The sequence below is a fragment of the Paenibacillus sp. ISL-20 genome, assembly GCF_018613005.1.
Lineage (GTDB): Bacteria > Bacillota > Bacilli > Paenibacillales > Paenibacillaceae > Paenibacillus_AQ.
On record NZ_JAGGRD010000066.1, the window covers coordinates 113,551 to 138,308 of the forward strand.

General features: G+C 52.3%; 20 protein-coding genes and 1 pseudogene. 13 read left to right on the forward strand and 8 right to left on the reverse strand.

Annotation, left to right across the window (positions count from 1 at the left end; all coding sequences use genetic code 11):
• Positions 1-10 precede the first annotated feature (10 nt).
• The 3 genes from J7E85_RS30620 to htpG all read left to right on the forward strand — a co-directional run bounded on the left by J7E85_RS30620 (position 11) and on the right by htpG (position 6,531).
• Entirely contained in the window at positions 11-3,109 is a 3,099-nt protein-coding gene (locus J7E85_RS30620) for a glycoside hydrolase family 2 TIM barrel-domain containing protein (RefSeq protein WP_215163792.1), read from the forward strand.
• A gap of 53 nt (positions 3,110-3,162) precedes the next feature.
• On the forward strand, positions 3,163-4,404 hold the full coding sequence (locus J7E85_RS30625; RefSeq protein WP_215163793.1) for an MFS transporter: 1,242 nt from the start codon (positions 3,163-3,165) through the stop codon (positions 4,402-4,404).
• Between the two features lie 249 nt (positions 4,405-4,653).
• On the forward strand, positions 4,654-6,531 hold the full coding sequence (gene htpG, locus J7E85_RS30630) for a molecular chaperone HtpG (protein WP_215163794.1): 1,878 nt from the start codon (positions 4,654-4,656) through the stop codon (positions 6,529-6,531).
• A gap of 112 nt (positions 6,532-6,643) precedes the next feature.
• On the opposite strand, the gene J7E85_RS30635 is transcribed toward htpG, so the two are convergent.
• The 4 genes from J7E85_RS30635 to J7E85_RS30650 all read right to left on the reverse strand — a co-directional run bounded on the left by J7E85_RS30635 (position 6,644) and on the right by J7E85_RS30650 (position 9,710).
• Positions 6,644-6,979 (reverse strand): RsiV family protein, encoded by a 336-nt coding sequence (locus tag J7E85_RS30635; protein WP_353049587.1) that lies wholly within the window; start codon positions 6,977-6,979, stop codon positions 6,644-6,646.
• Between the two features lie 145 nt (positions 6,980-7,124).
• Complete coding sequence (locus J7E85_RS30640; RefSeq protein ID WP_215163795.1) at positions 7,125-8,276, reverse strand: MFS transporter; 1,152 nt, start codon at positions 8,274-8,276, stop codon at positions 7,125-7,127.
• A gap of 48 nt (positions 8,277-8,324) precedes the next feature.
• Positions 8,325-8,870 carry a PadR family transcriptional regulator gene (locus J7E85_RS30645; RefSeq protein WP_215163796.1) on the reverse strand — a complete coding sequence of 182 codons (546 nt, stop codon included), beginning with the start codon at positions 8,868-8,870 and terminating at the stop codon, positions 8,325-8,327.
• Between the two features lie 453 nt (positions 8,871-9,323).
• Complete coding sequence (locus J7E85_RS30650; RefSeq protein WP_215163797.1) at positions 9,324-9,710, reverse strand: winged helix-turn-helix transcriptional regulator; 387 nt, start codon at positions 9,708-9,710, stop codon at positions 9,324-9,326.
• Positions 9,711-9,952: 242 nt separating this feature from the next.
• Between J7E85_RS30650 and J7E85_RS30655 the strand changes: the two genes are divergently transcribed.
• Positions 9,953-10,498 carry an NAD(P)H-dependent oxidoreductase gene (locus J7E85_RS30655; protein WP_215163798.1) on the forward strand — a complete coding sequence of 182 codons (546 nt, stop codon included), beginning with the start codon at positions 9,953-9,955 and terminating at the stop codon, positions 10,496-10,498.
• A 182-nt stretch (positions 10,499-10,680) separates the two neighbouring features.
• A complete protein-coding gene (locus J7E85_RS30660) occupies positions 10,681-11,211 on the forward strand; it encodes a GrpB family protein (RefSeq protein WP_215163799.1) in 531 nt (176 codons plus the stop codon).
• A gap of 12 nt (positions 11,212-11,223) precedes the next feature.
• Here J7E85_RS30660 and J7E85_RS30665 read toward each other — a convergent pair whose 3' ends face one another.
• Both J7E85_RS30665 and J7E85_RS30670 read right to left on the reverse strand, forming a co-directional pair.
• Positions 11,224-12,285, reverse strand: a complete 1,062-nt coding sequence (locus J7E85_RS30665; RefSeq protein ID WP_215163800.1) for a response regulator transcription factor — start codon at positions 12,283-12,285, stop codon at positions 11,224-11,226.
• On the reverse strand, positions 12,263-14,131 hold the full coding sequence (locus J7E85_RS30670; protein ID WP_215163801.1) for a sensor histidine kinase: 1,869 nt from the start codon (positions 14,129-14,131) through the stop codon (positions 12,263-12,265). The genes J7E85_RS30665 and J7E85_RS30670 overlap by 23 nt, the downstream gene beginning before the upstream one ends.
• 190 nt (positions 14,132-14,321) lie before the next feature.
• Between J7E85_RS30670 and J7E85_RS30675 the strand changes: the two genes are divergently transcribed.
• The 8 genes and pseudogenes from J7E85_RS30675 to J7E85_RS30710 all read left to right on the forward strand — a co-directional run bounded on the left by J7E85_RS30675 (position 14,322) and on the right by J7E85_RS30710 (position 22,547).
• Positions 14,322-15,683, forward strand: coding sequence for an ABC transporter substrate-binding protein (locus J7E85_RS30675; protein ID WP_215163802.1), 1,362 nt, complete (start codon positions 14,322-14,324; stop codon positions 15,681-15,683).
• Between the two features lie 29 nt (positions 15,684-15,712).
• Positions 15,713-16,678, forward strand: a complete 966-nt coding sequence (locus J7E85_RS30680) for a carbohydrate ABC transporter permease (protein WP_215163803.1) — start codon at positions 15,713-15,715, stop codon at positions 16,676-16,678.
• Positions 16,679-16,738: 60 nt separating this feature from the next.
• The gene (locus J7E85_RS30685; RefSeq protein ID WP_076322856.1) at positions 16,739-17,563 is read left to right on the forward strand and encodes a carbohydrate ABC transporter permease; all 825 of its coding nucleotides are present in this window, start codon (positions 16,739-16,741) and stop codon (positions 17,561-17,563) included.
• Positions 17,564-17,623: 60 nt separating this feature from the next.
• On the forward strand, positions 17,624-18,490 hold the full coding sequence (locus tag J7E85_RS30690; RefSeq protein ID WP_215163804.1) for a sugar phosphate isomerase/epimerase family protein: 867 nt from the start codon (positions 17,624-17,626) through the stop codon (positions 18,488-18,490).
• A complete protein-coding gene (locus J7E85_RS30695) occupies positions 18,487-19,497 on the forward strand; it encodes a Gfo/Idh/MocA family protein (protein WP_215163805.1) in 1,011 nt (336 codons plus the stop codon). The genes J7E85_RS30690 and J7E85_RS30695 overlap by 4 nt, the downstream gene beginning before the upstream one ends.
• 55 nt (positions 19,498-19,552) lie before the next feature.
• A pseudogene (locus J7E85_RS30700) lies at positions 19,553-20,578 on the forward strand (Gfo/Idh/MocA family protein); the annotation flags it as partial.
• A gap of 21 nt (positions 20,579-20,599) precedes the next feature.
• On the forward strand, positions 20,600-21,391 hold the full coding sequence (locus J7E85_RS30705; protein ID WP_215163885.1) for a glucosamine-6-phosphate deaminase: 792 nt from the start codon (positions 20,600-20,602) through the stop codon (positions 21,389-21,391).
• The gene (locus J7E85_RS30710) at positions 21,384-22,547 is read left to right on the forward strand and encodes an N-acetylglucosamine-6-phosphate deacetylase (protein WP_215163806.1); all 1,164 of its coding nucleotides are present in this window, start codon (positions 21,384-21,386) and stop codon (positions 22,545-22,547) included. The genes J7E85_RS30705 and J7E85_RS30710 overlap by 8 nt, the downstream gene beginning before the upstream one ends.
• A gap of 247 nt (positions 22,548-22,794) precedes the next feature.
• Here J7E85_RS30710 and J7E85_RS30715 read toward each other — a convergent pair whose 3' ends face one another.
• Together J7E85_RS30715 and J7E85_RS30720 are read right to left on the reverse strand one after the other, a co-directional pair.
• Positions 22,795-23,577 carry a nucleotidyltransferase domain-containing protein gene (locus J7E85_RS30715; RefSeq protein ID WP_215163807.1) on the reverse strand — a complete coding sequence of 261 codons (783 nt, stop codon included), beginning with the start codon at positions 23,575-23,577 and terminating at the stop codon, positions 22,795-22,797.
• A 127-nt stretch (positions 23,578-23,704) separates the two neighbouring features.
• Entirely contained in the window at positions 23,705-24,652 is a 948-nt protein-coding gene (locus J7E85_RS30720; RefSeq protein ID WP_215163808.1) for a helix-turn-helix transcriptional regulator, read from the reverse strand.
• Between the last annotated feature and the right edge of the window lie 106 nt (positions 24,653-24,758).

The following is a 24,758-nucleotide window of genomic DNA, read 5'->3' on the forward strand; positions in this document are numbered from 1 at the left end:
GGAGAGATATATGAAAGACCATCGTATCGGCCGCGACTGGGATGACCTAAGCGTGCTGGAACGGAATCGGGCGAAAAGCCGGGCCTATTTCATTCCGTTCGCGGATGCGGACGGAGCGCTCAGTTATGACAGAGGCAGCTCGACCTGGTATCAATCGCTGAACGGGGTGTGGAAATTCCACTATGCCGAGGAGCCGGAGAATGCTCCTGAAGTTTTTTATGAAGAGGATTACGATGTATCGGCCTGGGATGACCTCCCGGTTCCAGGGCACTGGCAGCTGCAGGGTTACGGGCATCCGCATTACACGGATTTGTACTATCCATTCCCCGTGGATCCGCCGCAGGTGCCAAATGCGAATCCGACCGGAAGTTACGTGCGCGAGTTCGAGCTTCCGGAGCATTGGGACGGTAGGAAGATTTGCGTCAAATTCGACGGGGTGGACAGTGCGTTTCATGTGTGGCTAAACGGGTCGTTTATCGGCTACAGCCAGGGAAGCCGGCTGACCTCCGAGTTCGATCTGACGCCTTATGTGAAGACCGGAGTAAACAAGATATCGGTTCGGGTATACCAGTGGTCCGATGGAAGCTATCTGGAAGACCAGGACATGTGGTGGATGAGCGGCATTTTCCGGGATGTGTATCTGGTAGCCGAGCCGTCGGCGCTTCGCATCAACGACTTCCGTGTAACGACCGTGCTGGATGAGGAGTATCGGAAAGCCAAGCTGAACGTGCGTTTGGAGCTGAACGGAACGGAGTCCGGATCGGTCCAGCTGCGGTTGTTGAACGGAGCCGGAGTGGAAGTGGGGTCAGCCAGGAAAGATGTCTCGCACTCCGCCGTGGAGGACTTTGAGATCAAGGTAGCCGGTCCGGATTTATGGAGTGCCGAGTCCCCGGCACTGTACCACTTGGTGATCATCTTGCAGGATGCTCAAGGGGGAACGCTGGAGACGGTGGCGCAGCGCGTCGGCTTCCGCTCCATTGAAGTGAAGGACGGACAGCTCCTGGTAAATGGCAAGACAATCCTGCTTAAAGGCGTCAACCGCCATGACCATCATCCGGATACGGGCCGAACCGTCACCCTGTCCACGATGCTCGAGGACATCCGTATGATGAAGCAGCACAACATCAATGCTGTACGGACCGCTCATTACCCGAACGATCCCCGGTTCTACGAGCTGTGCGACGTGTATGGGCTGTACGTGATGGAAGAGACGGATCTGGAGACCCACGGCTTCGAGCCGATCGGCAACATTTCCCGCTTGAGCGATGATCCGGAGTGGAAGGAAGCCTATGTGGACCGTGTTCGCCGAATGGTGGAACGGGATAAGAACCATCCGTCCGTGCTATTCTGGTCCCTCGGCAACGAATCCGGCTTCGGCTGCAATTTCCGCGCGATGGCGGAATGGTGCCGGGAGAATGATCCAACGAGGCTAATCCATTACGAGGAGGACCGCGAAGCCGAGGTGTGCGACGTGGTGAGCACCATGTATTCCTCCGTCGAGAAGATGGAGGGATTCGGCAAAATGACCGATCATCCCAAGCCGCATATTCTGTGCGAGTTCGCGCATGCGATGGGCAACGGCCCCGGCGGCCTTCGCCCCTACTTCGATACCTTTGAGGCGCATCCCCGCCTGGCGGGTGGTTTCGTATGGGAATGGATCGATCACGGGCTGAGCAGAAGGACCCCGGACGGCAGGAAGGATTATGCATACGGCGGCGATTATGGCGATGTGCCAAACAACAGCAATTTTGTTATCGACGGTTTGGTCCGTCCGGACCGGACGCCTTCACCCGGACTCTTGGAATACAAAAAGGTCATTGAACCTGTCCGTATGACGATGCCAAATCAGGGTCTGCTGCTCATGATGAACCGTTATGATTTCATTTCGCTGGATCATCTGGTGGCCCATTACCGTGTGTTGGCTGATGGACAGCTTGTCCGTAGCGGAGTCTTGCAGCTTCCCCGCATCGAAGCAGGCACAAGCGCGGAGCTAAGCCTCCTGGAGGTCTTGGAGGACGCGACAATAGGCGTGAGTCCTTATGCCGAGCTGTGGTTTGAGGTATCCCTCTCGCTGGCTGCGGACTGCCGCTGGGCGGAACGGGGACATGAGGTGGCATGGTCCCAGTTTCTGCTGCGGGAATCGTCCAAGCCTGAATTCGAGCAAACGGCCGCATTGCGGCGGGGACCACTACAGGTCACCGAGGAGAAGCACAAGCTTAAGGTGGGAAATGGCAGCTTTCAGCTGTCACTCGGTTCGCTTCATTCCGGATTTGAGAGCTTATTCCTGCATGGCAAAAGAATCACGCTTGGCGGACCGGCGCTGAATTTCTGGCGTCCGCCGATTGATAATGATATGTACGTGCTGCCGGATTGGCGTAAGGCCCATCTGGACCGACTCTCCGAGCGGATCGATCATTTCGAATGGAAGCGACTGGACCAAGACAGCGTGGAGGTGCGGCGGATTTCCCGGATTGCGCCGCCGGTATATGATTGGGGCTTCCGCTGCGAAACGACCTATACGATCACTTCCAGCGGCCTGATTATCATGGATGTGAAGGGTGAGCCGATCGGCACGCCGCCCGCCATGCTGCCGAAAATCGGATTGCAAATGCAAGTCGCGGGAGACATGGAACATGTCCGGTGGTACGGCAGAGGACATGGGGAAAGCTACCCGGACAGCCTGGAAGCGGGACGGTTCGGGGAATACCGCAGCACTGTGGACGGCTTGTTCACGCCGTATATTTATCCGCAGGAGAACGGGAACCGATCGGATGTCCGCTGGATCTCGCTCGCGGATGGCGCTGGATTGGGGCTCCTCGCCGTTGGCGAGCCTGTCCTTAATTTCAGTGCAAGCCGGTACACCGATCAGGATGTGGAGTCCGCCGCGCATGCCAGCGACCTTGTTCCGCGCAGCTTCATTACGCTGAATCTGGATTACCGGCAGAACGGACTAGGCAGCAACAGCTGCGGTCCGGCACAGTCTCCGGAGCATTCGATCAAGCCTGAGCCGTTTTCGTTCCGCATTCTCCTGAAGGCTTACGCTGCCGAGGATACCGATCCGGTAAGACTCAGCCGGCGGATGCGCTCGGAAGCGGAATTATACAAGTAACCGACTGATTTCATTTCAGATCGTCATCGGATTTTCTGGAGAAGGGGAATAACATGTCCTTTTACATCAAAGACCTGCTGCAGCTGTCTACGGGGGTGCGCCGCTTCCTTATAAGCGAGGCCTTCTACGGCATTGGAATCGGCCTCTATACACTCGTCCTGAATCTGCATCTGCTTTTTCGGGGGCTAAGGGAGGACGAGATCGGCGCGTTGGTGTCGATGGGCATTCTGATCATGGGCGTGCTCGCCATTCCGGTATCCCTGCTCGCTAACCGGACCGGAAGAAAAAAACTGCTGGTTACCGGCGTATTCTTTATCGCCGCAGGTAATGTGTTGTTTGCCGTCAGCGATGATTTGCTGTGGTTCTATGCCGCTCAAATATTGGTGTCTACCGGTTTGACGCTTGTAGAGACGACGGAGATCCAGCTTCTCTTCCATTATTGCCGTTCCCGTAAGGAGGAGGCCCGAGCATTTTCCTTGATGTTTGCCGTCTTTACGGCTTTCACGGGTCTCGGAACGCTGGCAGCCGGATATATCTCGAAGGGATTTGAGGGAAGCAGAGGCTATGAAGTGTCTCTTCTGCTGACCGGGCTGGTGCTTGTGCTTCATGGCGTCATCCGGGCGTTCTGGCTGCCTGCCGAGCGCAGGGACTTGGATGAGGAAGTGGCGACGGCTTCATCTTCTAAGGGAACATCCAGGTTAACGGGGCCTCTATCGTCCGGGACCTTATGGCTGTTCGCCGTGTTTATGGCGCTGCTTGGCGGCTGTATCGCCATGACTGGTTCATTCTTGAACGTCATCGTGAAGTTCCGCCTGGATTGGATGGATGACCAGGTATCTTTAATTCTTGCCATCGGCGCGATTCTTTTGTTTATATGCTCATTGATGACGCCCTACGTCATGGAGCGGTTCGGTTATAACACGGCCATTATCTCGGTATTTATCGTAAATATGTTGCTGTTTGCCGCTCTATACATGATTCTCCCCGTATGGCTGTTTGTCGGGCTGTTTCTGCTGCGGGGCGGTGGCGTGACCATGCTGTCCAATCTGCTGGACAGTCTGCTGATGTCGGCTTTCAATGAGAAGGAACGTAATCTGTACGCCGGCATGCGGTCGGTATTCCGGAGTTTAGGCTCGTCCGGGGCAACCTTTGTTGCCGGACTGATCCTGGCCCGGCAGGATTATCGGCTTCCCTTTCTGGCCACGGCCGGCGTGCTGCTCCTATGCGGCCTGTATTACGTATGGTGGATTCGTCCGGTCTTATCCAAGAGATTAAACAGCGGCATCGAGCCATGAATGTGAAAGGCTGCCTAAAAGGGGTATTCCCTTTTAGGCGGCCTTTTTGCTGATTGCAGCATGCTGTTTTCAGATTCATCTTACGGCGTCGGCTTCACAGTTACAGGTTGAACCCGTATTTGTTCGAGGGAAAGTCTTTAAACATATTGACATCAAAAATTGGTACATGTTTAAATAGAAGAAGTGTTAGCACTCTGCTGTAAAGAGTGCTAAAAGAAACCTCGTTCAGATTGGAAGGGAGATTTTTTCATGGCGAAAAAACAGTTTAAAGCTGAGTCCAAACGGCTGCTCGAGATGATGATCAACTCCATCTATACGCAGCGTGAAATTTTTCTGCGTGAGCTGATTTCAAATGCCAGCGACGCGATCGACAAGATTTACTATAAAGCGCTGACCGACGACAACTTGACCTTTAACAAAGAAGATTACTACGTTAAGATTACCGCAGATAAAGCAAACCGTACGCTGACCATTACCGACACGGGGATCGGGATGACAAAGGAAGACCTCGAGAACAACCTCGGCATTATCGCGAAGAGCGGTTCCCTTGCATTCAAGAGTGAGAACGAAGCGAAGGACGGCCACAACATCATCGGCCAGTTCGGCGTTGGGTTCTACTCGGCTTTCATGGTGGCCGATGTCGTTACTGTGACCAGCAGAGCCCTCGGCAGCGACGAAGCATTCAAGTGGGAATCCGAAGGCGCGGATGGATATACCATTACGCCGGCCGAGAAGGATTCTGTCGGAACCGAGATCGTGCTGAAGATCAAAGAGAACACGGAAGACGATCAGTATGACGAGTATCTGGAAGAATATCGTCTAAGAGCGATCATCAAGAAGTACTCCGACTTCATCCGTTATCCGATCAAGATGGATGTGAAAACGCAGCGTCCGAAAGAAGATTCCGAGAACGAATTTGAGGAAGTTCAGGAAGAGCAGACCATTAACAGCATGGTGCCGATCTGGCGCAAGAATAAAAGCGAGCTGACCGACGCGGATTACGAGAATTTCTACAATGAGAAGCGCTACGGCTTCGATAAACCGCTCAAGCACATTCATGTCAAAGCGGACGGCGCTGTTGTATACAACGCGATTTTGTTCATTCCCGAGAATACGCCATTCGATTATTACACCAAGGAATACGAGAAAGGGCTTGAGCTGTATTCCAACGGCGTCCTGATCATGGACAAATGCGGCGACCTCCTGCCGGACTACTTCAGCTTCGTCAAAGGGATGGTCGATTCCGAGGATCTGTCGCTGAACATCTCCCGCGAGATGCTCCAGCATGACCGTCAGCTGACGCTGATCGCGAAGAACATCAAGAGCAAAGTGAAAAGCGCGCTGCAGGGCATGATGAAGGACGAACGAGACAACTATGAGAAGTTCTTTGCCTCCTTCGGCAGAGGCCTGAAATTTGGCGTCTACAACGATTACGGCATGAACAAGGAAGATCTTCAGGATCTGCTGCTGTTCACGTCCTCCAAGGAGAAGAAGCTGGTCTCGCTGGATGAGTACGTATCGAGAATGCCGGAGGATCAGAAGTATATTTATTATGCTTCCGGTGATTCCATCGACCGGATCGAGAAGCTCCCGCAGACGGAAATGGTGCTCGACAAAGGTTATGAAATCCTGTACTTCACCGATGATGTTGATGAGTTTGCGATCAAGATGCTCATGAAATACAAGGAGAAGGAATTCAAGTCGGTATCCAGCGGGGATCTCGGCATCGATTCCGAGGCCGACAAACAGGAGAATGAAGCCGAAGAGAGCGACAACAAGGAACTCTTTGAAGCCATGGGCAGCCTCTTGGCCGGCAAGGTGAAATCCGTTAAAGCTTCCAAACGACTGAAATCCCATCCGGTATGCCTGTCCACGGAGGGCGATGTCTCGATCGAGATGGAGAAAATCTTGAAGGCAATGCCGAACGGACAGGATATCCAAGCCGACAAGGTGCTGGAGATCAACACGAATCATGAGGTATACAAATCCCTGAAGGCATTGCAAGCGGATCAGGATAAGCTGAAGCTTTACACGAATTTGCTGTACAATCAGGCGCTGCTGATCGAAGGCTTGCCGATTGCCGATCCGGTGGAATTCACGAACGATATTTGCAAAATCATGGTGTAACAGGCGCAGCTGGATTATAAGATAATAACAAACAAACCCGAGACTCTGGTGTAAGGTACCAGGGAATCGGGTTTGTTTTTTTGTACATCTAATCTCAGTGCAGTGTAGATCGTTACACCACGTCTGCGGCAAGATCCGATAACAGTCCGTTCTCGGCTGCCAGGCCTAAAAGGTCGTACACCAATATTGGGAACATCGGAAAGCCGACATAGTATGGGGTGATGGCATATAGCGGATAGAAGATAACCAGTGACTTATCGGCCAGATAGAAGTCCTGATTCGGCGAAACGGTAACCGGACTGTTCTCCAGCACGGAAATGCTGCGTTCCTTGATCTGACGGTTCACTTCGGCGGCCAAGACGGCTTGATAGCCCGAGCCTGGGCGGAACAAATCGGATAAGGCATAGGATTTTCCGGTGGCCGTCGCAAAGGTCAGGCCTTTCGTCACCGTTTAAGGCTCGGTCAACCCGGCAGAAGGGCTTCGGATAGGCAGAACGCTCCAATGCGAAAGAAAGCTCTAATGCGAAAGAACGCTCCAATGCGACAGCGGCAGTCCAAGTCCGCGGGCGTGTTTGTTGTAAATCAGCTAGTCTTCACTGCTTGTCTGTAACGCCAGACGTAAGCAATCTTCTCACAAAGATCGTGAATATAACTAAGGAAACGACTACTGATGCTGCCGTAACCGTGAACAAATACGTATAGCCGATGCGCTCGGAAACCAAGCCGAGTATAATGGCTCCAAGTCCGATGCCTAGATCGAATGCCGTCATGAAGGAGGCGTTCGCTGCGCCTCTCCGGTTCTCCGGAGCAATGCGCAGGGTCGCTGCTTGAAGCGCGGGCTGGGCCGAGCCGAAGCCGATGCCGTACAGAATGGCGGCCGTAATCAGCCCGGTCAATCCGTTTGACATACTTAAGACGACCAGAGCCGCCGCCGTCACGACAAGGGACGGAATGATGACAGCCGCTTCGCCGAAACGGTCCGACAGCTTCCCGGCAAAGGGTCTGATCAAGGTAAGAGCGACGGCGTACACCAGGAAAAAGGTTCCCGGATTGACCCGGATGGACTCGGCAAACAGCGGGAGGAAGGTCGTGATACCCCCATAAGCGACAGCCAGGAAAAAGATTGCGACCGTGACAGGGAGAACGGATTTCTCGACTAACTGAATCCGCCCTGCCGAAGGTTTGGCTTGATAAGGGGCTCTGGTCATGTAGGCCAGTATAAGGGCAATCAGAGAGAGCCCGGTAGCAACAAGGAACAACGTCCGAAACGAATTCCCGCTGACGATAAAAGTACCCAGCATGGGGCCGATGGCCATCGCAACCGTCATTGCCATACCGTACCAGCCCATGCCTTCCCCGCGGCGGGAGGTTGGGATTAAATCCGTAATGACCGTTCCGATGGAGGTTGTCGAGAAAGCCCAGCTTGCGCCATGCAAGATCCGCAGCGCAAGCAGAAGCAGGATGCTGCCAACCCAATCGTAGAGATACATCGAGAGGACAAAGAATAGAAGACCCCAAATGTAAAAGGCTCTTCTGCCATACCGATCCACCAATCCCCCGACCATCGGGCGAAAGACGACTGCCGTCAGCGTGAACGCACCGGCCGCCAATCCAACCTGGGATTCTGTTCCTCCCAGATGCTTAATATACAGCGGAAGCGTGGGCAGCAGCAGATAGAAGCCTGTAAACAGAAATAACATCCCGACCGTCATTTGAATAAACGGTTTCGTCCATAATCGTTCCATTTCGATCCCTCCTTATTTCCAATTCCCCAATGCGAAAACGTCTGAACTCTAGTCTTCTTCGGACTTAATAGCCGATATTTCTTTCCGGATCCACTCGATATTCGTTATTCCTATCTGCTTCCGGTGATCGAGTACCCGCAGCAATTGAAGCCGCTGTTTCTCAGGATCAGGTCTATAAAACGTGATCTCCGCTTCAAAGTCCGTCACATGTTTCAGGTTGGTCTCCAGATAAATCAAATACTGCTCTAGACAATCGAGCCGAACCTTCTTCGGAACATACCGGAAATAGACCATTTTAAAATGGAATATCTGCTCCGTATCCATGTTGTATTCCAGGGGGTTCTCCATGAGCTTAAGAAACTTCTTCCGTCCGGAATCGGTGATCCCGTAGATTTTGCGGGGGCGTTTGCCTCCGCCGGATTCGTCCAGACGAAGATGGATCCACCCGTTATCTACCATCCGGGAGAGCAGGGGATATAACGTTCCGGAACTAATCTGACGGTAAGGACCACCTGCATTTTTTAATATTTCTTGAAGCATATACCCGTGTTTATCCCCGGTCATCAATTCACCCAACACAAAAATTTCATACATATGAGCGCCTCCAACAATATGTCGATGCGATATAAATATATATCGTACCGACATAATTATGCAATACCTGGAAGTGAATTTCTGCAATCGATTTTCAAACTATCGTCAACCGTTGGCTGACATTTATTTAGATATGCATAGGTGAAGAGAAGCAAAGGGGCGATACATTTAAACTGCGTCAGACACAAAAATTAGAAAGGAGGGATTAGCGGCTTAAAACGGAGTCTTTTAAAAAGCTGATCACTATTAGAAATACCAAGATAGAGGGGACCTAACAAATGAAGCCAATCCGAGTAGGATCGGCTGGAAGAATGCGAAGAGGGAGGAGGAAGCCAACTGTAACATGAGGTGTTTGGCAGATACGAATCCGTTGTGCGCAACAAGGGGTAAATGCATGCATTCGTATAGGTGGGCAGTGCACAGCATGAGCCTTAAGGGTTTTGCTTCCTGCGTTTACAGTCCGCCTGCGTTTTTCCCATGACTTTCACCTTGTTGTCCGTTGTTCTCCTCGACATAATCCAAATGTTGAAACCCCCAGGTGCACATGTCGGTCAGAACGCTGCCCAAGCTCTTTCCGTGCTTTGAGATGGAATACTCCACCTTGGGCGGGATCTCCTGATATACCTTGCGTACGACCAGCCCATCCTGTTCCAGTTCGCGGAGCTGATTTGTGAGCATGCCTTGGGTCACGCCCATAAGCAGACGCCGGAGCTCCCCGAACCGTTTGGTTCCGTCCTGCAGTAGTATAAACAGAATCAGCGGTTTCCACTTGCCTCCGATTAATTGCAGCGTTGTGAGAATGCCTTCGGTGTTAGGCCGTTCATGATCGCTTGTTCTCATATTCTCATCTCCCATAGGAAGTGTCGGTTTTTGTTCATGTGATGTTAGTAATGTAGCACAGTATTCAGTTTAAACCCAGTACTATTCTTATTCGTACTTAGTACGTTTTACCGTACTATGCATGGGATGAATAGGTACGCTAAAACCGACTAAGTACATAAAAAGAGCGTACTTTTCAACGAAACGGATCCGAAACATAATGGGGTGTCAAACAAACCAAATGAGACAGGAGAGACCTGAATATGAAAATCATGGTGATTGTGGCTCATCCGAATTTAGACAACTCGCGTGCGAACCGAGTGCTGATGCAGCACAGCAGGCTGTATGCGAATGAAAATGTAGATGTCCGGGATCTTTACAAGGAGTATCCGGACTGGAATATCGATATCGAGCGCGAGCAGCAGCTTCTTCTTCAGTATGATCGGGTGGTGTTCCAGTTCCCGTTTTACTGGTATAGCTGCCCGCCGCTGTTGAAGAAATGGTTTGATGACGTGCTGACCTTCGGCTGGGCGTTCGGGCCGGAAGGAAACAGCCTGAAGGGCAAAGAATTCATGCTGGCCACGACGGCAGCAGGCGCAGAACAAGGGTATCGTGCAGGTGGGGACAATTGGTATACCGCCAGTGAGCTGCTGCGGCCGATTCAATCCACGTTTAACAGGTGTAAAGTGAATTATCTTCCTGCATTTGTAACGTATAACGTTGAGCGGGTGAGTGATGAAGCACTTCAGGCAGAGGCAGCCAGGTATGCCGAGCAGGTTCTTGCACCTTCAGCCGAAAGCCGATACTGAGGCACGCTTCTCCGTTAACCGATAGAAGATTGGCTCTTGCCGGCCGAAACCATTAAGGGCATGATAGAGTCATATATGACATGACCTGATGCAGTTTTAATGCCCTTTTATGGGGGCCCACTACTATTAGCTCGAGGCAGTTTCATAAGCACATGCACACCAAATTGGAAGGAGGAAGCTTCATGACGATTGATGAAGATATTCATTTGGAGCCCTATGACAAGCAGTGGGCGGATCGGTATAGCGACGAACATCAGACGTTAACCAGAGAGATCGGTCCCTATACAGCTGCTATAGAACATTTCGGAAGCACATCCGTACCGGGGATGACGGCTAAACCCATCATCGATATTCTGGTGGGCGTGGAGAACGTGTTGCATACGAATGAAATCATCCCCAAGCTGACCGCTATGGGTTACGAGCACTTGGGAGAAGCCGGGATCCCCGGCCGTTTATATCTGCGCAAAAGAGGTAAGCATGCCTATAATGTTCACATTGTGTTATACCGTGGCGACATTTGGAATCATAACATCGTGATCCGGGAGTACTTGCGAGCACATGCCGTCGAAGCTGAGCGTTATAGCGAGATCAAACAGCGGATCGTTTCGCAAGGAACCCGGACCCTGCTCCGATATTCCGATGAGAAGAATGCGTTCGTGAAGCAGCTTCTAGCCAGAGCGAAAGCATGGATGAGTGGTGTGCAATCCGAATAAGCGTCTGGTAACTCATCCTCCATTCATGGCCTTGCACTGCTTTCGATAAGCGGAAGGGGTGAGGCCATGAAATTTTTTGAACGTCTTGCTGAAATGGACATAGTCCGAGAAGCCGACGCGGTAGGCCGTTTCCTGGGCGGAAAGCTCAGACTCCGCCAGCAATTCCCTCGCTTTTTCCATGCGAACCTGCACCAGGTATTTCACGAAGTTCATATTTGTTTCGCTCTTGAAGGTACGGCTTAGATACGTGACCGACATCCCCACTGAATCAGCCACCTCCTGTAAGGACAAATCCTCCATCGCGTAATTCTCTTCAATGTATCGTTTGGCTTTCTGAATATTGTGGCGAGACCCTAGATTTCGGGAGCCCTTTATTAACGCCAGCATTTCCTTGACCTTATCCTCGATTTGACAGCGGCAGGCCATGGGATTGTCCTGCGGCCATTGATCCTCGCCGATATCCATTGCAAGAAGCAAACCGCGTTCTTCAAGCGCAGCCAGCAGATCCTGCATCAGCATATGAGCATATCTTGATAAGCTCACCTCTTCAGGTCCCCTCGTCTCAAAAAGAGCCATGATCTGGCGGATTTGTTCCAATGCTCCCTGCTCATCGGCGGAATACAGCAGCTGGGCGAGCCTGGTTTTATGGCGCTGCTGCGCAAGCGTCCATTCCGTCTGCCGGGAGAATCGCGCTTTCCGGTTATCCAGCTCCCTGCAGGCACGTTCCAGTGTTGTATGGAACTGCGCCGGGTCGATGGGCTTCAGCAGGAAATCCGAAACGCCATAGCGCAGGGCCTGACGTGCAAATTCGAAGTTGTCGTGGCCCGAGAGGATAATAAAATGCATCTGTGGATGGGATTCCCGGACACAGCGGATAAATTCCAGTCCATCCATTTCAGGCATGCAAATGTCGGTCACGATAATATCGGGCCGGCTGTTCTCTAGCATCTGCAGGGCTTCAACCCCGTCTTCGGCTTCGCCGGTGACCACAATTTGAAGACCGGACCTCTCAACAAGCTTTCGCAAACTCAAATGAATGGCGTATTCGTCATCAATTATCATTAACCGGTACATGGTGTCCCTCCTCGCTAGTCCTATACGGCAGTCTAATCTCAAATATCGTGCCTTCCAAGGGCACAGACTCCACAAGGTGGAGGCCATACTCGGCACCGAAGGTAAGCTGAAGTCTTTGATGTACGTTCAAGAGCCCGATGCCGCTGGTGGTTTCATCCCCGCCGTTTCGCAGCATGCCTTCACCCGGCTTCTCCCGGGTTTGCAGGATGCTCCTGATCTGCCACAGCGTTTTTGCTGCCATGCCAATCCCCTTGTCTCGGATCATGATGGCAAAATAGCCCGCCTCCGCACGGGTGCTTATCCCGAGGTAGCTTGGCTTCTTGCCTCGGTATCCGTGTATGAACACATTCTCTACGATCGGCTGCAGCGTCAGTCTGACGGCATTTACGCGATCCAGGTCCCGTTCGTTCACATCCATATCAATCTGGAGTCCGCGGAAACGGGCGCTTTGAAGATCGAGATAATACTGGACATGCGTCATCTCCTCCCGCAGCGGCACGACAGACCCGGCATGGCCGATATTGTAACGGAACATATGGGCCAGCGCCCGCGTCATGCGACTGATCTCCATATGATCGTCCGCAATGGCATATGAATTAATAATCTCCAGTGAATTGTACAAAAAATGCGGGTTGATGTGGGACTGCATGGAGCGGAGCTCGGATTCCTTCTGCTTGATCATGAGCTCCCGCTCCTTCAGTTGGGAATCCTGGACCTCCCGGATCAGCCGCTTCAGTTCGCCCGTCATGCTGTAAAAGCTCTGGAATACGGCGGTCATTTCATTGTTGCGGAACCGGTTCATTTTGGTAGGAAGCACAAAATCACCCCGCTCGACGCGGGCCATCAACTTCTGGAGCATGGATAGCGCTCTCGTCAAGGACAAGGAGAATCCGCCTACAAGCGCCAATGCAATGATCAAGAGAATGGCTGCGGCCGCAAGCGAGTAATTACGCTGGGTGATCAAACCGCCGATGAGATTGTTCAGCGGCAGGTCGGCGACGACCGTCCAGCCAGTGATCTGCGAGCGTTCATGCAGGACCATCTTTTCGGTGCTGGAAGCTGCGTCTTGATGCCGGAAGAAGGAGGAGTCCCGGTTTTGAATATGCGTTAACAGCCCCGGTTCGACTTGGGTTCCGACCCGACTCGGATCCGGGTGGTAGATCATCTGCCCATCCTTGCCCATGATCCAGACGTCAAAGCCGCCCAGCGAATCATTAGAGCAGATGGCTCCGATTTGCTTCAGATTGAGATCGACAATCAATAATCCTTTATAGAGAAAGGAAGAATTGTCATACAGCTTCCGGGCCACGGTAAGGGCTGGCGTGTTTCCTACCCGGCTGAGGCCGATGATTTGAAAATCGTTGAATTGATCCAGCTGCGCTTGAAACGAACGGTTGCGTTTGCGGATTTCACTCATATCGAGCAGCCCCGGCGCGCTTTCGTAATCGGTGATTTGTCTCTTGTTCTCGGCGACGAGCGAAATTCCGATAATATCGGACCGGCCGTAGATCATCTGGGCAAACAAGTCGTCCTCCACTTTTTTGGCAAGCTGAAAGTACGCATAGGGGGTAAGCTGGGTGGTCGAGAGAAATTGCTGGATCTGCGGGTTGTGGATAAAGGGATAGGTGGAATTCTCCAGATTGGATATGTACGAATCCAGTGAGACGTTGGTTTGCTCGATGATACGCTTGTTAGCGCCTGCGGCAAACTGTTCAATCGCTTCGGTAGACGACTGGTACCAGAAGCTGCCGAGCAGAAAGAAGGGGAGGCCAATGAATAGGATGATCAGAACGAACAAACGTTGGTTAATGGTCAGATTACCGGTGGAAACGCCTTGGATGTTCATCGCTCTTCCGCCTTCCGCATTGAAGTAGGGAATGTAAGGAACATTGTAGCAAAAAAACACAAGTTGTAAATAAAAAACCATGATGCCGCAGCAAGAAATCACAAGTGGGATAAGAAAGCACATGGGCGCATTCGGTCGTTATCAACTACAATCGCATTAATCCATTTCAAACAATAGGGGGCGAGGATTTGTGAAAAAGAGAAAAGGGCTTTACAGCTGGTTAACGGCCTTATTGCTGATAACCGTTATAGTAAGCGGTTGCAGCAATGCTGATGAAGGAAAGGGCGGTACTGCCACACCCGGCACCGGAGGCGATGAAGGGAAAAAGGTAGAAATCCTGCTCGGGTATTATTCCAGCGACAGCTCCGACACGAAGATGAAGGAGCTGATCGAGCAGTTCGAAAAACAGCATCCAAACATTAAGGTAAAGACGCAAAGCGCGCCATATGGGCAGTTCTATCAAAAGCTGGATACGCAGATCGCGGCCGGCCAGGCCCCGGATGTATGGCTGTCGGACGGCGTCTATGTCATGAAATACGCCCAGCGGGGCGCCGCTAAGGATCTGACGGATTGGATCGCAAGAGACCTGAAAGCCGACGAGTACTACGGCCTCGATTTTAATAAGGACGCGGACGGGCGCTATTGGGGCGTGCCGCAGGGCATTCAGGTCGGCGTGCTGTTTTACAACAAGGAGCTGTTTGATAAAGCAGGCGTTGCGTATCCTTCGGATGAATGGACCTGGGAGGACCTGAAATCGTCGGCAGCCAAGCTGACGGTGGATGCCGGTGGAAAAACCGCCGAGGACAGCGGGTTTGACGCTGCAAGCGTGAATCAGTTCGGGCTGACGTTCTTCAGCATTACCGAAGGCTGGTTCTCCGTGATGAAATCCTACGGCGGCGGTGTCCTTGACGAGAAAGCGGAGAACTCCATCATCAATTCGCCGGAGAACAAGCAGGCGTTCGAATGGATGGTCGACGGCATGCAGCGCGGCATCATTACGGATCCGGTCGACCTGAAGAGCTTCCAGAGCAATACCGCCGTGTTCCCAAGCGGATCTGCAGCCATGCGGATCGGCATCTATGCCCGGGTGCAGGCAGCGAATGAAGCCGGCCTGAATTACGATGTGACGCTGCTGCCGAAGGGACCTGATGGCAAGCGAGTGTCCCCGGTCATCGCCAACTCATGGGTGATTAATCAGAAGTCGAGCGACGAGAAAGCCGAGGCTGCCTGGGAGTGGATTAAATACTGGGCTACGGAAGACGATGTGCAGAAGCAGTGGACTGAACTGGGTGAAGCCGTGCCCGTCAAAAAATCCGTAGCGGAATCCGAAGTGTTCCTCAAGGCGGGAGAGCAGCCGGCTAACCGCCAGGCCTTCCTAGATAGCCTGGAGTTCGCACAGACACTCGACAATAATGCGGTCTGGGAAGAATGGGTAGGCAAATTCAACGAACATGCGGAGCGTGCCTTCCTTGGGGATGCAACTATCGATCAAGCGCTCAGCGAAGCGGATGCTGCCGTTCAATCGATTCTCGATGATTTTTATAAAAAATAAAACAAGGGTGGAAGAAAGGCGGGAGTGAAATGGGCAATACATTAAACGACAATGCAGCACTCAAAGCCGATCCGATGCCGCACGGAAAGCCCGCCCGAAAACGGAAATGGGATCATGAGGGGAGATGGGGGCTGCTCATGGCCTCCCCCTATTTTCTCCACTTTATCATCTTTGTGGCAGGTCCTCTCGCCGCATCCCTGTACTTCAGCTTTTCCGATTACGATATGCTGAATCCGCCCGAGTGGAGCGGACTGGATAATTTCCGGCGCATGGCCGAGGATTCGATGTTCTGGCGTTCCCTGTGGAACACCTTGTATTTTGCGGTTCTGTTCGTACCGCTCCAGACTTTTCTCGCTTTAGTACTGGCTGTCGCGCTAAACCAGCGTTTGAAAGGGCTTAAATGGTTTCGAATGGCCCATTTTATCCCGGTGATCTCCTCATGGACCGTCATCCTGTACGTCGCCGACGCCATATTCAACCCTCGCTTCGGTCTGGCGAACACGCTGCTTGCCAAACTGGGGCTGGAAGGGCAAGGCTGGCTGCAGGATCCGAAGCTGGCCATTCCGCTGCTTGTCTTCATCGCGGTCTGGAAAGGGATCGGCTATATTATGGTCATTTATCTCGCGGGTCTGCAGAGCGTTCCCGGGGATCTGTATGAAGCCGCAGAGATAGACGGTGCCGGAGCTTTACGCAAGTTCCGCTACATTACGGTTCCGTTGATCTCACCGACGACCTTCCTGGTTGTCATCATGAGCACGATTTCCACCTTCCAGGCATTTGAACAGATCTATGTACTAACCGGAAGAGGCGACATCAGCTCGGCGGGAGGCCCGAATAACTCCAGTCTGGTCATGATGCTGTATTTATACCGTGAAGGGTTTACGTTTATGAGGATGGGTTATGCTTCCGCCATTGCCTGGGTGCTGTTCATGATCCTGTTCCTGCTGACGCTGATACAGCTCAGGGGTCAGAAGAAGTGGGTGCACTATGACTGATCAAGCAGTCAAGATGGAACTGCAGATGTGGAACCACATCGGAGGAAGGAGGAGCCTCACATGAGAAGAAAGCTGCTGGGAAAAAGCATCGGTTACGTGCTGATCGGGATCAGCTCGCTCATCATGATTGTGCCGTTTCTGTCGGCGCTCATGAATTCATTGAAAACCTACAAGGAATATACAACCGTTCCGCCCCGCTGGATTCCCGAGGTATTCCAATGGTCTAACTACGCGCAGGTGTTTCAGCTTGGGAATATTGGCGGCTACACGTTAAACAGCATCTTCGTAGCCGTATTGTCCGTCGTCGGCGCCCTGATCTCCTGCTCGATGGTCGGGTATGCGTTCGCAAGGCTGCGCTTTCCGCTGAAAAGCGCGCTGTTCGTGATGGTGCTGGGAACGATGATGATTCCGGCGGTGGTCATCATCATCCCGCATTTCATCATTTTTAATAAGCTGAACATGCTGGATACGCTCACGCCGCTGTGGATTATCGAATGGCTGGCTCAGCCGTTTGGGATTTTCCTCATGCGGCAGGCTTTTATGAATATACCTAAGGAGTATGAGGAGGCGGCCAAGATGGAGGGCTGCAATCCGTTCCAGATTTACCTGCGGATTTTTATTCCCATGGCCAGGCCTACGCTGGCGACGCTGGCGATCTTTACGTTTATGGGCAAGTGGAACGAGATTCTGACGCCTGTCATTTATTTGACCTCGAATGAGAAGTATACGCTGCCCATCGGCATTCTCTCCTTATCAGGCCAATGGACCGGCAATGAACAGCTTATGATCGCAGCTGCACTGGTCAGTCTCGTTCCGATTCTGCTGGTATTCCTGTTTGCCGAGAAATATTTTGTGCAGAACCACAATATGGCCGGGATTAAATAATGGAACGTTACTATCGGCCCGGGAAGGGTCATGTCTGTGAAGGAAAGGATGAAAGACGAAATGAAAATAGCGGCATTCAGCGGATCGTTAATCGATTACAGCATCCATGAAGCGATGTCGATCACGGCCGGGCTCGGTTTCGACGGAATCGAAATTGCCTGCCGCGAACCGCACTTAAGTCCGGAAGCTTCGCTGCCGCGGGTTCGCGAAATGAAGGCTGTCGCGGAAGGCCATAGCTTGGAGATTCCGGCATTGGCAGGTTATATGGGACATTTCTCAACAAGCGGCGATGCGGAATGCGCCGAGGCTTATGATCAGTTTATGGGTCTGCTGGAACGCGCGGTAATGTTGGAGGCGGGCATGATCCGGATCTTTCAGGGAGGGCCTAATGCTTTTCTGGCGGAGGATTATCATTATGCCAAGGCGGCCTTCTGGATTCGGAAATGCGCGGAGGAAGCCCGGGCTGCGGGGAAACGGATCGTGCTGGAGATTCACAATCAGAGCCTGGTGGAGACGACAGATAGCGCTCTGCGACTGCTGGATTTAATCGGCGAAGATCAGGTTGGCCTGATCCATGACGCAGGGAATATGTACATCACGGACACGGAGTTTGGGGAAGCGTCGGTCCAGCAGCTCGGAAGCCGCCTGTTTCATGTGCACATCAAGGATGAACGGCGGGTCGGGCAAGGGGGCGGGCCGGGAACGTTCAAGAATTTGACCCGACACGGGGAAGAGTTCTTCCTGCAGTGCCGCCTTGGTGAGGGAGAAGTGGATCACGGCGGGCTGCTCAGGGGGCTTCGGGAACAGCGGTACGCAGGTTGGCTTACGCTGGAATGCGCAGCTCCCTATCCGCCGAAGGAACGGCTCGCGTATGATCTGTCGGTCATCAAGGAATGGCTGCAGGCTGTGGAGGTGTCGACAAGATGATTGGGAAAGCGCGGAAATTTGGAATCATCGGCTGTCAGCATGCCCACATCGGCATGTTTATCGAGGAGATGCTGGCCCTGGGCTACGAATGTGCAGGAGTATACGAACCGGACAATAAGCCGTTAGCCCGTACACTCGCCGACCGGTACGGCCTGGAACTGACGGGGGATCGGGAATCGCTGCTTAATGATGAAGGAGTGTGCCTCATCGGCTGCGCGGCCATCAACCATGAGAAGATGGATGTCATTGAGCTGTGTGAGCTGCATGGCAAACCGATCATGATCGACAAGCCCGCCGTGACGGATCGGGCGGGGCTGACCCGGCTGCGCGGCGTTCTGGAGCGGGGAAGGATCGAAGTAGGCATGATGCTCACCGAGCGCTTTCGTCCTTCCCTGCATACCGTTCAGCGGATGATCCGGGCGGGTGAATTGGGGGACATTGTCTATATCTCGATGCGTAAACCGCATCGGCTGAATCCGGAAGCTCGACCGGCCTGGCATTTTGACAAGTCACAATCCGGGGGCATCATTAACGATCTTTTCGTGCATGATTTTGACCTGTTACGGTGGCTGACGGGCCGGGAAGTGGAGACGACATCCGGTTATCTGGCGAAGCATATGCTGCCTGAATATCCGACCTTCTATGATACGGCCGGCGTACAGGTATTCATGGCTGGCGGCATAACGGCACAGCTTTACGCGGACTGGCATACACCGGCAGGCAGCTGGACTTGGGGAGACGGACGGATATTCATTACGGGGACGCACGGCATTGCGGAAATTCGGCTGGAAGGCGATCCTTTATTATCGAGCAATGAGGTTGCGCTTGTGATCACCGATCAGGAGCTGCGCTCTTTGCCTTTGGAACCGCCCCCCCTCTCCCTTGCACAGGATTTCCTGAACCGTGTGGAGGGAGAAAAGAGCATCATCACACATGACGATATTTATAAAGCATCGGAGGCTACAATAACGGCCGATGAGGAGGCTCGGATCCTGATCCGGGAATAGGGAATGTATGCGGCTTTCACCGTAAACAGAGCGTAATTGAGGAGGCGTTGGGAACATGACAAAGGAAAAGCTTCCCGTTCGATTCGGTATTATCGGCTGCGGGATTATTGCGGATATTCATGCGCAGGGCATCTTGAATACGGAGGAAGCTGAGCTTACCGCCGTATTCGATACGAAACGGAAATCTGCGGTCAAGCTGACAGCAGCATATGGAGGAGATATCTGCGACACCGTGGAAGAACTGCTGGAACGCGAGGATGTAGAAGTGGTCTGCATTTGCACGCCAAGCGGCATGCATGCAGAGCAGACCGCGATGGTCGCCAGGGCGGGCAAGCATGTGCTGGCGGAGAAGCCGATGGCGATCAAGCTTGACGATGTCGAGCGCATGATCGAGGTATGCGCGGAGAATGGGGTGCTGCTCGCAACCGTCTTTCCGAGGCGCATGTCCCCGCAAGCCCGATATGCCCGGCAGGTCATTCAAGAAGGGCGCCTCGGGAAGCTCAGCTTATGCTCGGCGTATGTCATGCTGTACCGCGATCAAGCCTATTATGACAGTGCCGGCTGGCGCGGGACCTGGGCGATGGATGGCGGCGGGGCGATGATGAATCAGGGAATTCACACGGTGGATATGCTGCAATGGCTCGTTGGGCCCGTTGCGTCCTTGTCCGCGAAAGCCAAAGCCGTGCTGCGCAGCATTGAGGTCGAAGATACCGTTATTGCTGCGCTTGAATTTGAAAGCGGCGCGCTTGGCGTGCTGGAGATCACGACGACGGCCTGCGACGGGAAAGGGCAGCGGCTCGTCATCCATGGAGAGAAGGGTGTGCTCGTCATTGAAGAAGATACAATCGTATCCCTTGAGATCGATGGCCAGCAAGTTCAGCTGCCTGAATTCGAACCGTTTAAAGTTATACCTGACGGACACCGGCTGCAAATTCGAGATATGGCCCTTGCCGTTCGCGAAGGCCGCGAGCCTGTCGTCACCGGGAAGGACGGCCGGCATTCATTGGAGATTATTCTTGGCACCTACGAGGCTTCCCGGCAGCGCAAGGAAATCGAACTGCAGACCGGAAACGCCGGTATTGTAGGGGATGGAGGTGACTTTATGATGTCTCAGCGCAGCATAAAGCTTGTTCTTGAAGACGTTCAAGATCAACTGAAGGTCCGCGTTTATGACCAGCGCGAAGCGATGGGGAAAGCGGCGGCCGCCGATATCCGTGCGGCCATGCAGCGCCTTCTGGCCGAGAAAGAGCGCATTCGCATCGTCTTTGCTGCTGCCCCGTCCCAGAATGAATGCCTGGCGGCGCTGGTTCAATCGGAAGGATTGGACTGGAGCCGGGTCACGGCTTTTCATATGGATGAATACATCGGCCTTCCTTCGTCTGCGTCGCAGCGGTTCGGGAACTTTTTATCCCGGCAGCTGTTTGATCGGGTATCTCCAGGAGAGGTGCATCTGATCGACGGCATGAATGATCCTGAAGCGGAGTGCGACAGATACAGCCGATTGATCACCGCTGCACCGATTGATATGGTGGTCCTGGGCATAGGCGAGAATGGGCATGTCGCCTTCAACGATCCGCCCGTTGCCGATTTTGCCGACCCGTTATGGGTGAAGCGGGTGAAACTGGACGAGGCTTGCCGCCTTCAGCAGGTGAATGACGGCTGTTTTGCGAGCTTGGAGGAGGTTCCGGAATATGCGCTTACGCTCACCGTTCCGGCGTTAATGTCAGGTGCCCATCTGTTCTGTGTCGTTCCGGGTGCAAGCAAGCGGGCAGCGGTGCAAAGGACGCTGCAAGGTGATATAAGCGAGGCCTGTCCTGCCAGCATTCTTCGGCGGCATCCGGATTGCACGCTGTACGTGGACCGGGAGTCGTATGGGGAAATCCGGAATGGATAGCCATGCCCTTGTTCGTGTAGGCAGTCATTACGCAACAGGTGAGCGGATAAAGCTAACATGGAACCCAGACGGCCGGATCGAGCAGATACTTCCTCATGATGGTGACGAGGACGCTTGGATCGCTCCCGGACTTGTTGATCTTCAGATTAACGGCGGGTACGGCCATGACTTCAATTCCTTACCGCTCACAACGGAGACGGTCATCCAGGCGACCCGGCGTTTATGGGAGAAGGGAGTAACGCAGTATTACCCAACCGTCATTACCAATGGCGATGAAGAGATCGAACATTTGCTGCGGGTTATCGATGCGGCTTGCCTGGAGGATGAAGCGGTCCGTTCAACCATTGGTGGGATTCATTTGGAGGGCCCCTTTCTTTCTCCGGAAGAAGGGCCCAGGGGAGCTCATGATTCCCGGTACATCAAAGCGCCCGATTGGGCGTTGTTTTCAAGATGGCAGGCGGCATCGGGGAACCGGATTCGGATTGTGACCCTATCGCCGGAGTGGCCGGAAGCTGCGGATTTTATTCAAGCGTGCGTGAAGGCGGGAATCGTTGTATCGATCGGGCACACTGCCGCCACACCTGAGCAAATTCGGGAAGCCGTGGAAGCGGGAGCGACGATGTCCACGCATCTTGGCAATGGCGCACATCTGACGCTGCCGCGCCATCCGAATTATATATGGGAGCAGCTTGCGCAAGATCAGCTGTGGGCGGGGATCATCGCGGATGGGAACCATCTGCCGGACTCGGTCATCAAAGTGATGCTCCGCGCTAAGTCCTCCAAAGCGCTGCTCGTCAGCGATGCCGTCTATTTAAGCGGTATGCCACCAGGCGAATACGAGACCCATATCGGCGGCAATGTCGTATTAACACCCGAAGGCCGATTGCATCTCGCCCGCAAGCCCGAGCTGTTGGCCGGTTCAGCCATGATGCTTGCCGATGCGGTATGGAGGCTGGTTCAGTCGGGTCTGTGCGCATTTCCTGAAGCTTGGGACATGGCTTCAACGCTGCCAGTGCAAGCGATGGGGAAAGCAGACCATTATGGATTAAAGAGAGGGGCGCAGGCCGACTTCGTGGTGTTGGAGAAGGAAGAGGGAGGTCTTCGCATGGTGGAGACCGTCAAGGGAGGGCGTTCGGTTTACCGGGCGGATCGGTAGATGTTGAAATCATGAACAGAATGCAATGAGTTTTGAACGATGAACAAAGTTTGAGGCCAAGACGAAAAATATCCCTTCTTGAATTCAAGAAGGGATATTTTTTGCATTCTTTTTTATATCGATCAGTACGATCTGCATGCCTATAAGACGCCCGACGCTACGATTCTGATTGAAACGCAGCGTTGGGTATATCAGCCGCTATTCTTATATTGAACGAATATTTATCGATTGTTCGATAGAACTATCGTTACATTTCTTTGTATACCTTTTCTAAATACTTAATGGATACCTGTTGTGCCTCAGATTTTATTTGTATATCGCTTTCATATCCTCGTCTTAGATTTACATATAATGATATCGTATGCTTAATTGCGTTATAGCAACTTTCTTTTTCATGAAGAGCAATTGTTTTTCCCAGTTCCTCGATAAGTTCAGGAGCATGTCTTTCAATTTTCCGTACCCCATTTGGAAGTGAATTGTGTTGCATTAAAATTAATGGACCAATAACAGCCTCTCTAACAAATGAAAGAAGACTGATTACTTCGAATAACTCTCCTCTGCCGAGTTTAGTAGCACCATAATGTATCCAAACCCAGAAACGGTCTTCAATCCATTGAAGATCAGGGGAAGGATAAGAAAATTTGATTTCATTCAGAAGCTGTTCCAAAGAGGAATTCCGTTGCCATACCACAACAGGCTTTTCTACTCCATCCTTTATTTCTTCGATCGTTACAAATTTAAAATCAACATGAAGAGGGCCATGGTACAAGCCAATGAGTAACCGTGGCTCACCTACATGTTCACCAGTAAACCCGGATAAAAGGTGACCAAATTCACCAACGATTTGCAGTCTATTCATCATAATGTCCGTTTTAAAGGTTGGATCATAGACAAGAATCAAATCAAGATCGCTAAACTGATCCATCGTATTAGTTCTCATTGACCCCCCAGCAAGTACACCAACAAATCGTTCGTCATCTTTTATCTTCTTTATAAGATTTTGAATAAACTCTTCATGTTGTTTTAACATGCTTATCACTCCTGAAATTTGACCTATTAAAAATAGGTATTACGCCATCGTAACATAATTGATGAATCATATTCAATATTGATTTTCTAATCGAAAGAGTTTGAATAATCCATAAGGTTGGCTGCCTCTAATCGTATTTCGCCATCATCTCTGTGAGTATCCCCTTAATGCGATTCACCAGCTCCTGCGGCTCCTTCACGGTGGCTTCATTTCCTAACCCGGTAAAAAATTTAGCAAAATACAAAAGCTCGCTCGCAGGGACGTTCTGATCGAGCCGTCCGCTTCCATCCGGCTGCAATTCGATATGGGGAACAGGACACAATTCGGATTCACAGCGCTGAACGCCTTCCCGGCTCAGATCAACGACCATCCGGACATAGACCGATTTCTCTGCTCCGTATTCCCTCCAATTGCCCAGATGGATATGGCGGTGATCCCGCGGCTCGATTCCGGTTGTATCATAGGCCACGGACTGCATGCGGTCACAACGGAACAGGCGAAAATCATCCCGCAGAAAACAATAAGCGGCACAATACCAGAAGCCATTGCTTGCATAGATGCCCACGGGCTGGATGCTTCGCGCGGCATAGCCATTCCTGCTCTCGTATAACACCGTAACGACCCGCTGGTCGACGGAGGCATCCAGCAGAACGCCGAGAGATTCAACCTTCTGCTGCCTTGTATGCGTCAGAAAATCCACCCGGTTCTTCATCTGGTCAATCCGGTCGCGCACATCCCCGGGCATGTAATAATAAAATTTTTGAAGTGCGGTAGAGGACTCGGCTTCAAAGGGAAGAAATAGATAGTGACGCAGGGCGTGGCTGGCAAAAAACATCGCAACGGCTTCTTCCTCGCTAAAAGCGATTGGCGGAAGAATTCGTTCCTTCAGAACCTGGTATCCGCCGTGCGGTCCTACCTCGGAATAGAGTGGAACACCCAGCTCGCTTAGCTCCTGCAGGTCCCGCAAGATCGTGCGAGAGGACACGCCGAATTGATCGGCCAATTCCCTTACCGTGAATTTCCGCATCCGGTTCACGGTCATCATCAGCTCCATGAGACGTTTGGATTTGGACATAAGATCATCTCCGTATCGTTTGATGACTATGACAATAGTTGTCACCATTATACGCTATACTGGCTGTAGAACCCAGAGACCCCTTATAACTAAAAAATGGAGTGAT

Coding starts and splice junctions, on each gene's coding strand:
- J7E85_RS30620 (WP_215163792.1), top strand. CDS start 11: ATGAAAGACCATCGTATCGGCCGCGACTGGGATGACCTAAGCGTGCTG.
- J7E85_RS30625 (WP_215163793.1), top strand. CDS start 3,163: ATGTCCTTTTACATCAAAGACCTGCTGCAGCTGTCTACGGGGGTGCGC.
- htpG (WP_215163794.1), top strand. CDS start 4,654: ATGGCGAAAAAACAGTTTAAAGCTGAGTCCAAACGGCTGCTCGAGATG.
- J7E85_RS30640 (WP_215163795.1), bottom strand. CDS start 8,276: ATGGAACGATTATGGACGAAACCGTTTATTCAAATGACGGTCGGGATG.
- J7E85_RS30645 (WP_215163796.1), bottom strand. CDS start 8,870: ATGTATGAAATTTTTGTGTTGGGTGAATTGATGACCGGGGATAAACAC.
- J7E85_RS30650 (WP_215163797.1), bottom strand. CDS start 9,710: ATGAGAACAAGCGATCATGAACGGCCTAACACCGAAGGCATTCTCACA.
- J7E85_RS30655 (WP_215163798.1), top strand. CDS start 9,953: ATGAAAATCATGGTGATTGTGGCTCATCCGAATTTAGACAACTCGCGT.
- J7E85_RS30660 (WP_215163799.1), top strand. CDS start 10,681: ATGACGATTGATGAAGATATTCATTTGGAGCCCTATGACAAGCAGTGG.
- J7E85_RS30665 (WP_215163800.1), bottom strand. CDS start 12,285: ATGTACCGGTTAATGATAATTGATGACGAATACGCCATTCATTTGAGT.
- J7E85_RS30670 (WP_215163801.1), bottom strand. CDS start 14,131: ATGAACATCCAAGGCGTTTCCACCGGTAATCTGACCATTAACCAACGT.
- J7E85_RS30680 (WP_215163803.1), top strand. CDS start 15,713: ATGGGCAATACATTAAACGACAATGCAGCACTCAAAGCCGATCCGATG.
- J7E85_RS30685 (WP_076322856.1), top strand. CDS start 16,739: ATGAGAAGAAAGCTGCTGGGAAAAAGCATCGGTTACGTGCTGATCGGG.
- J7E85_RS30690 (WP_215163804.1), top strand. CDS start 17,624: ATGAAAATAGCGGCATTCAGCGGATCGTTAATCGATTACAGCATCCAT.
- J7E85_RS30695 (WP_215163805.1), top strand. CDS start 18,487: ATGATTGGGAAAGCGCGGAAATTTGGAATCATCGGCTGTCAGCATGCC.
- J7E85_RS30705 (WP_215163885.1), top strand. CDS start 20,600: ATGATGTCTCAGCGCAGCATAAAGCTTGTTCTTGAAGACGTTCAAGAT.
- J7E85_RS30710 (WP_215163806.1), top strand. CDS start 21,384: ATGGATAGCCATGCCCTTGTTCGTGTAGGCAGTCATTACGCAACAGGT.
- J7E85_RS30715 (WP_215163807.1), bottom strand. CDS start 23,577: ATGTTAAAACAACATGAAGAGTTTATTCAAAATCTTATAAAGAAGATA.
- J7E85_RS30720 (WP_215163808.1), bottom strand. CDS start 24,652: ATGTCCAAATCCAAACGTCTCATGGAGCTGATGATGACCGTGAACCGG.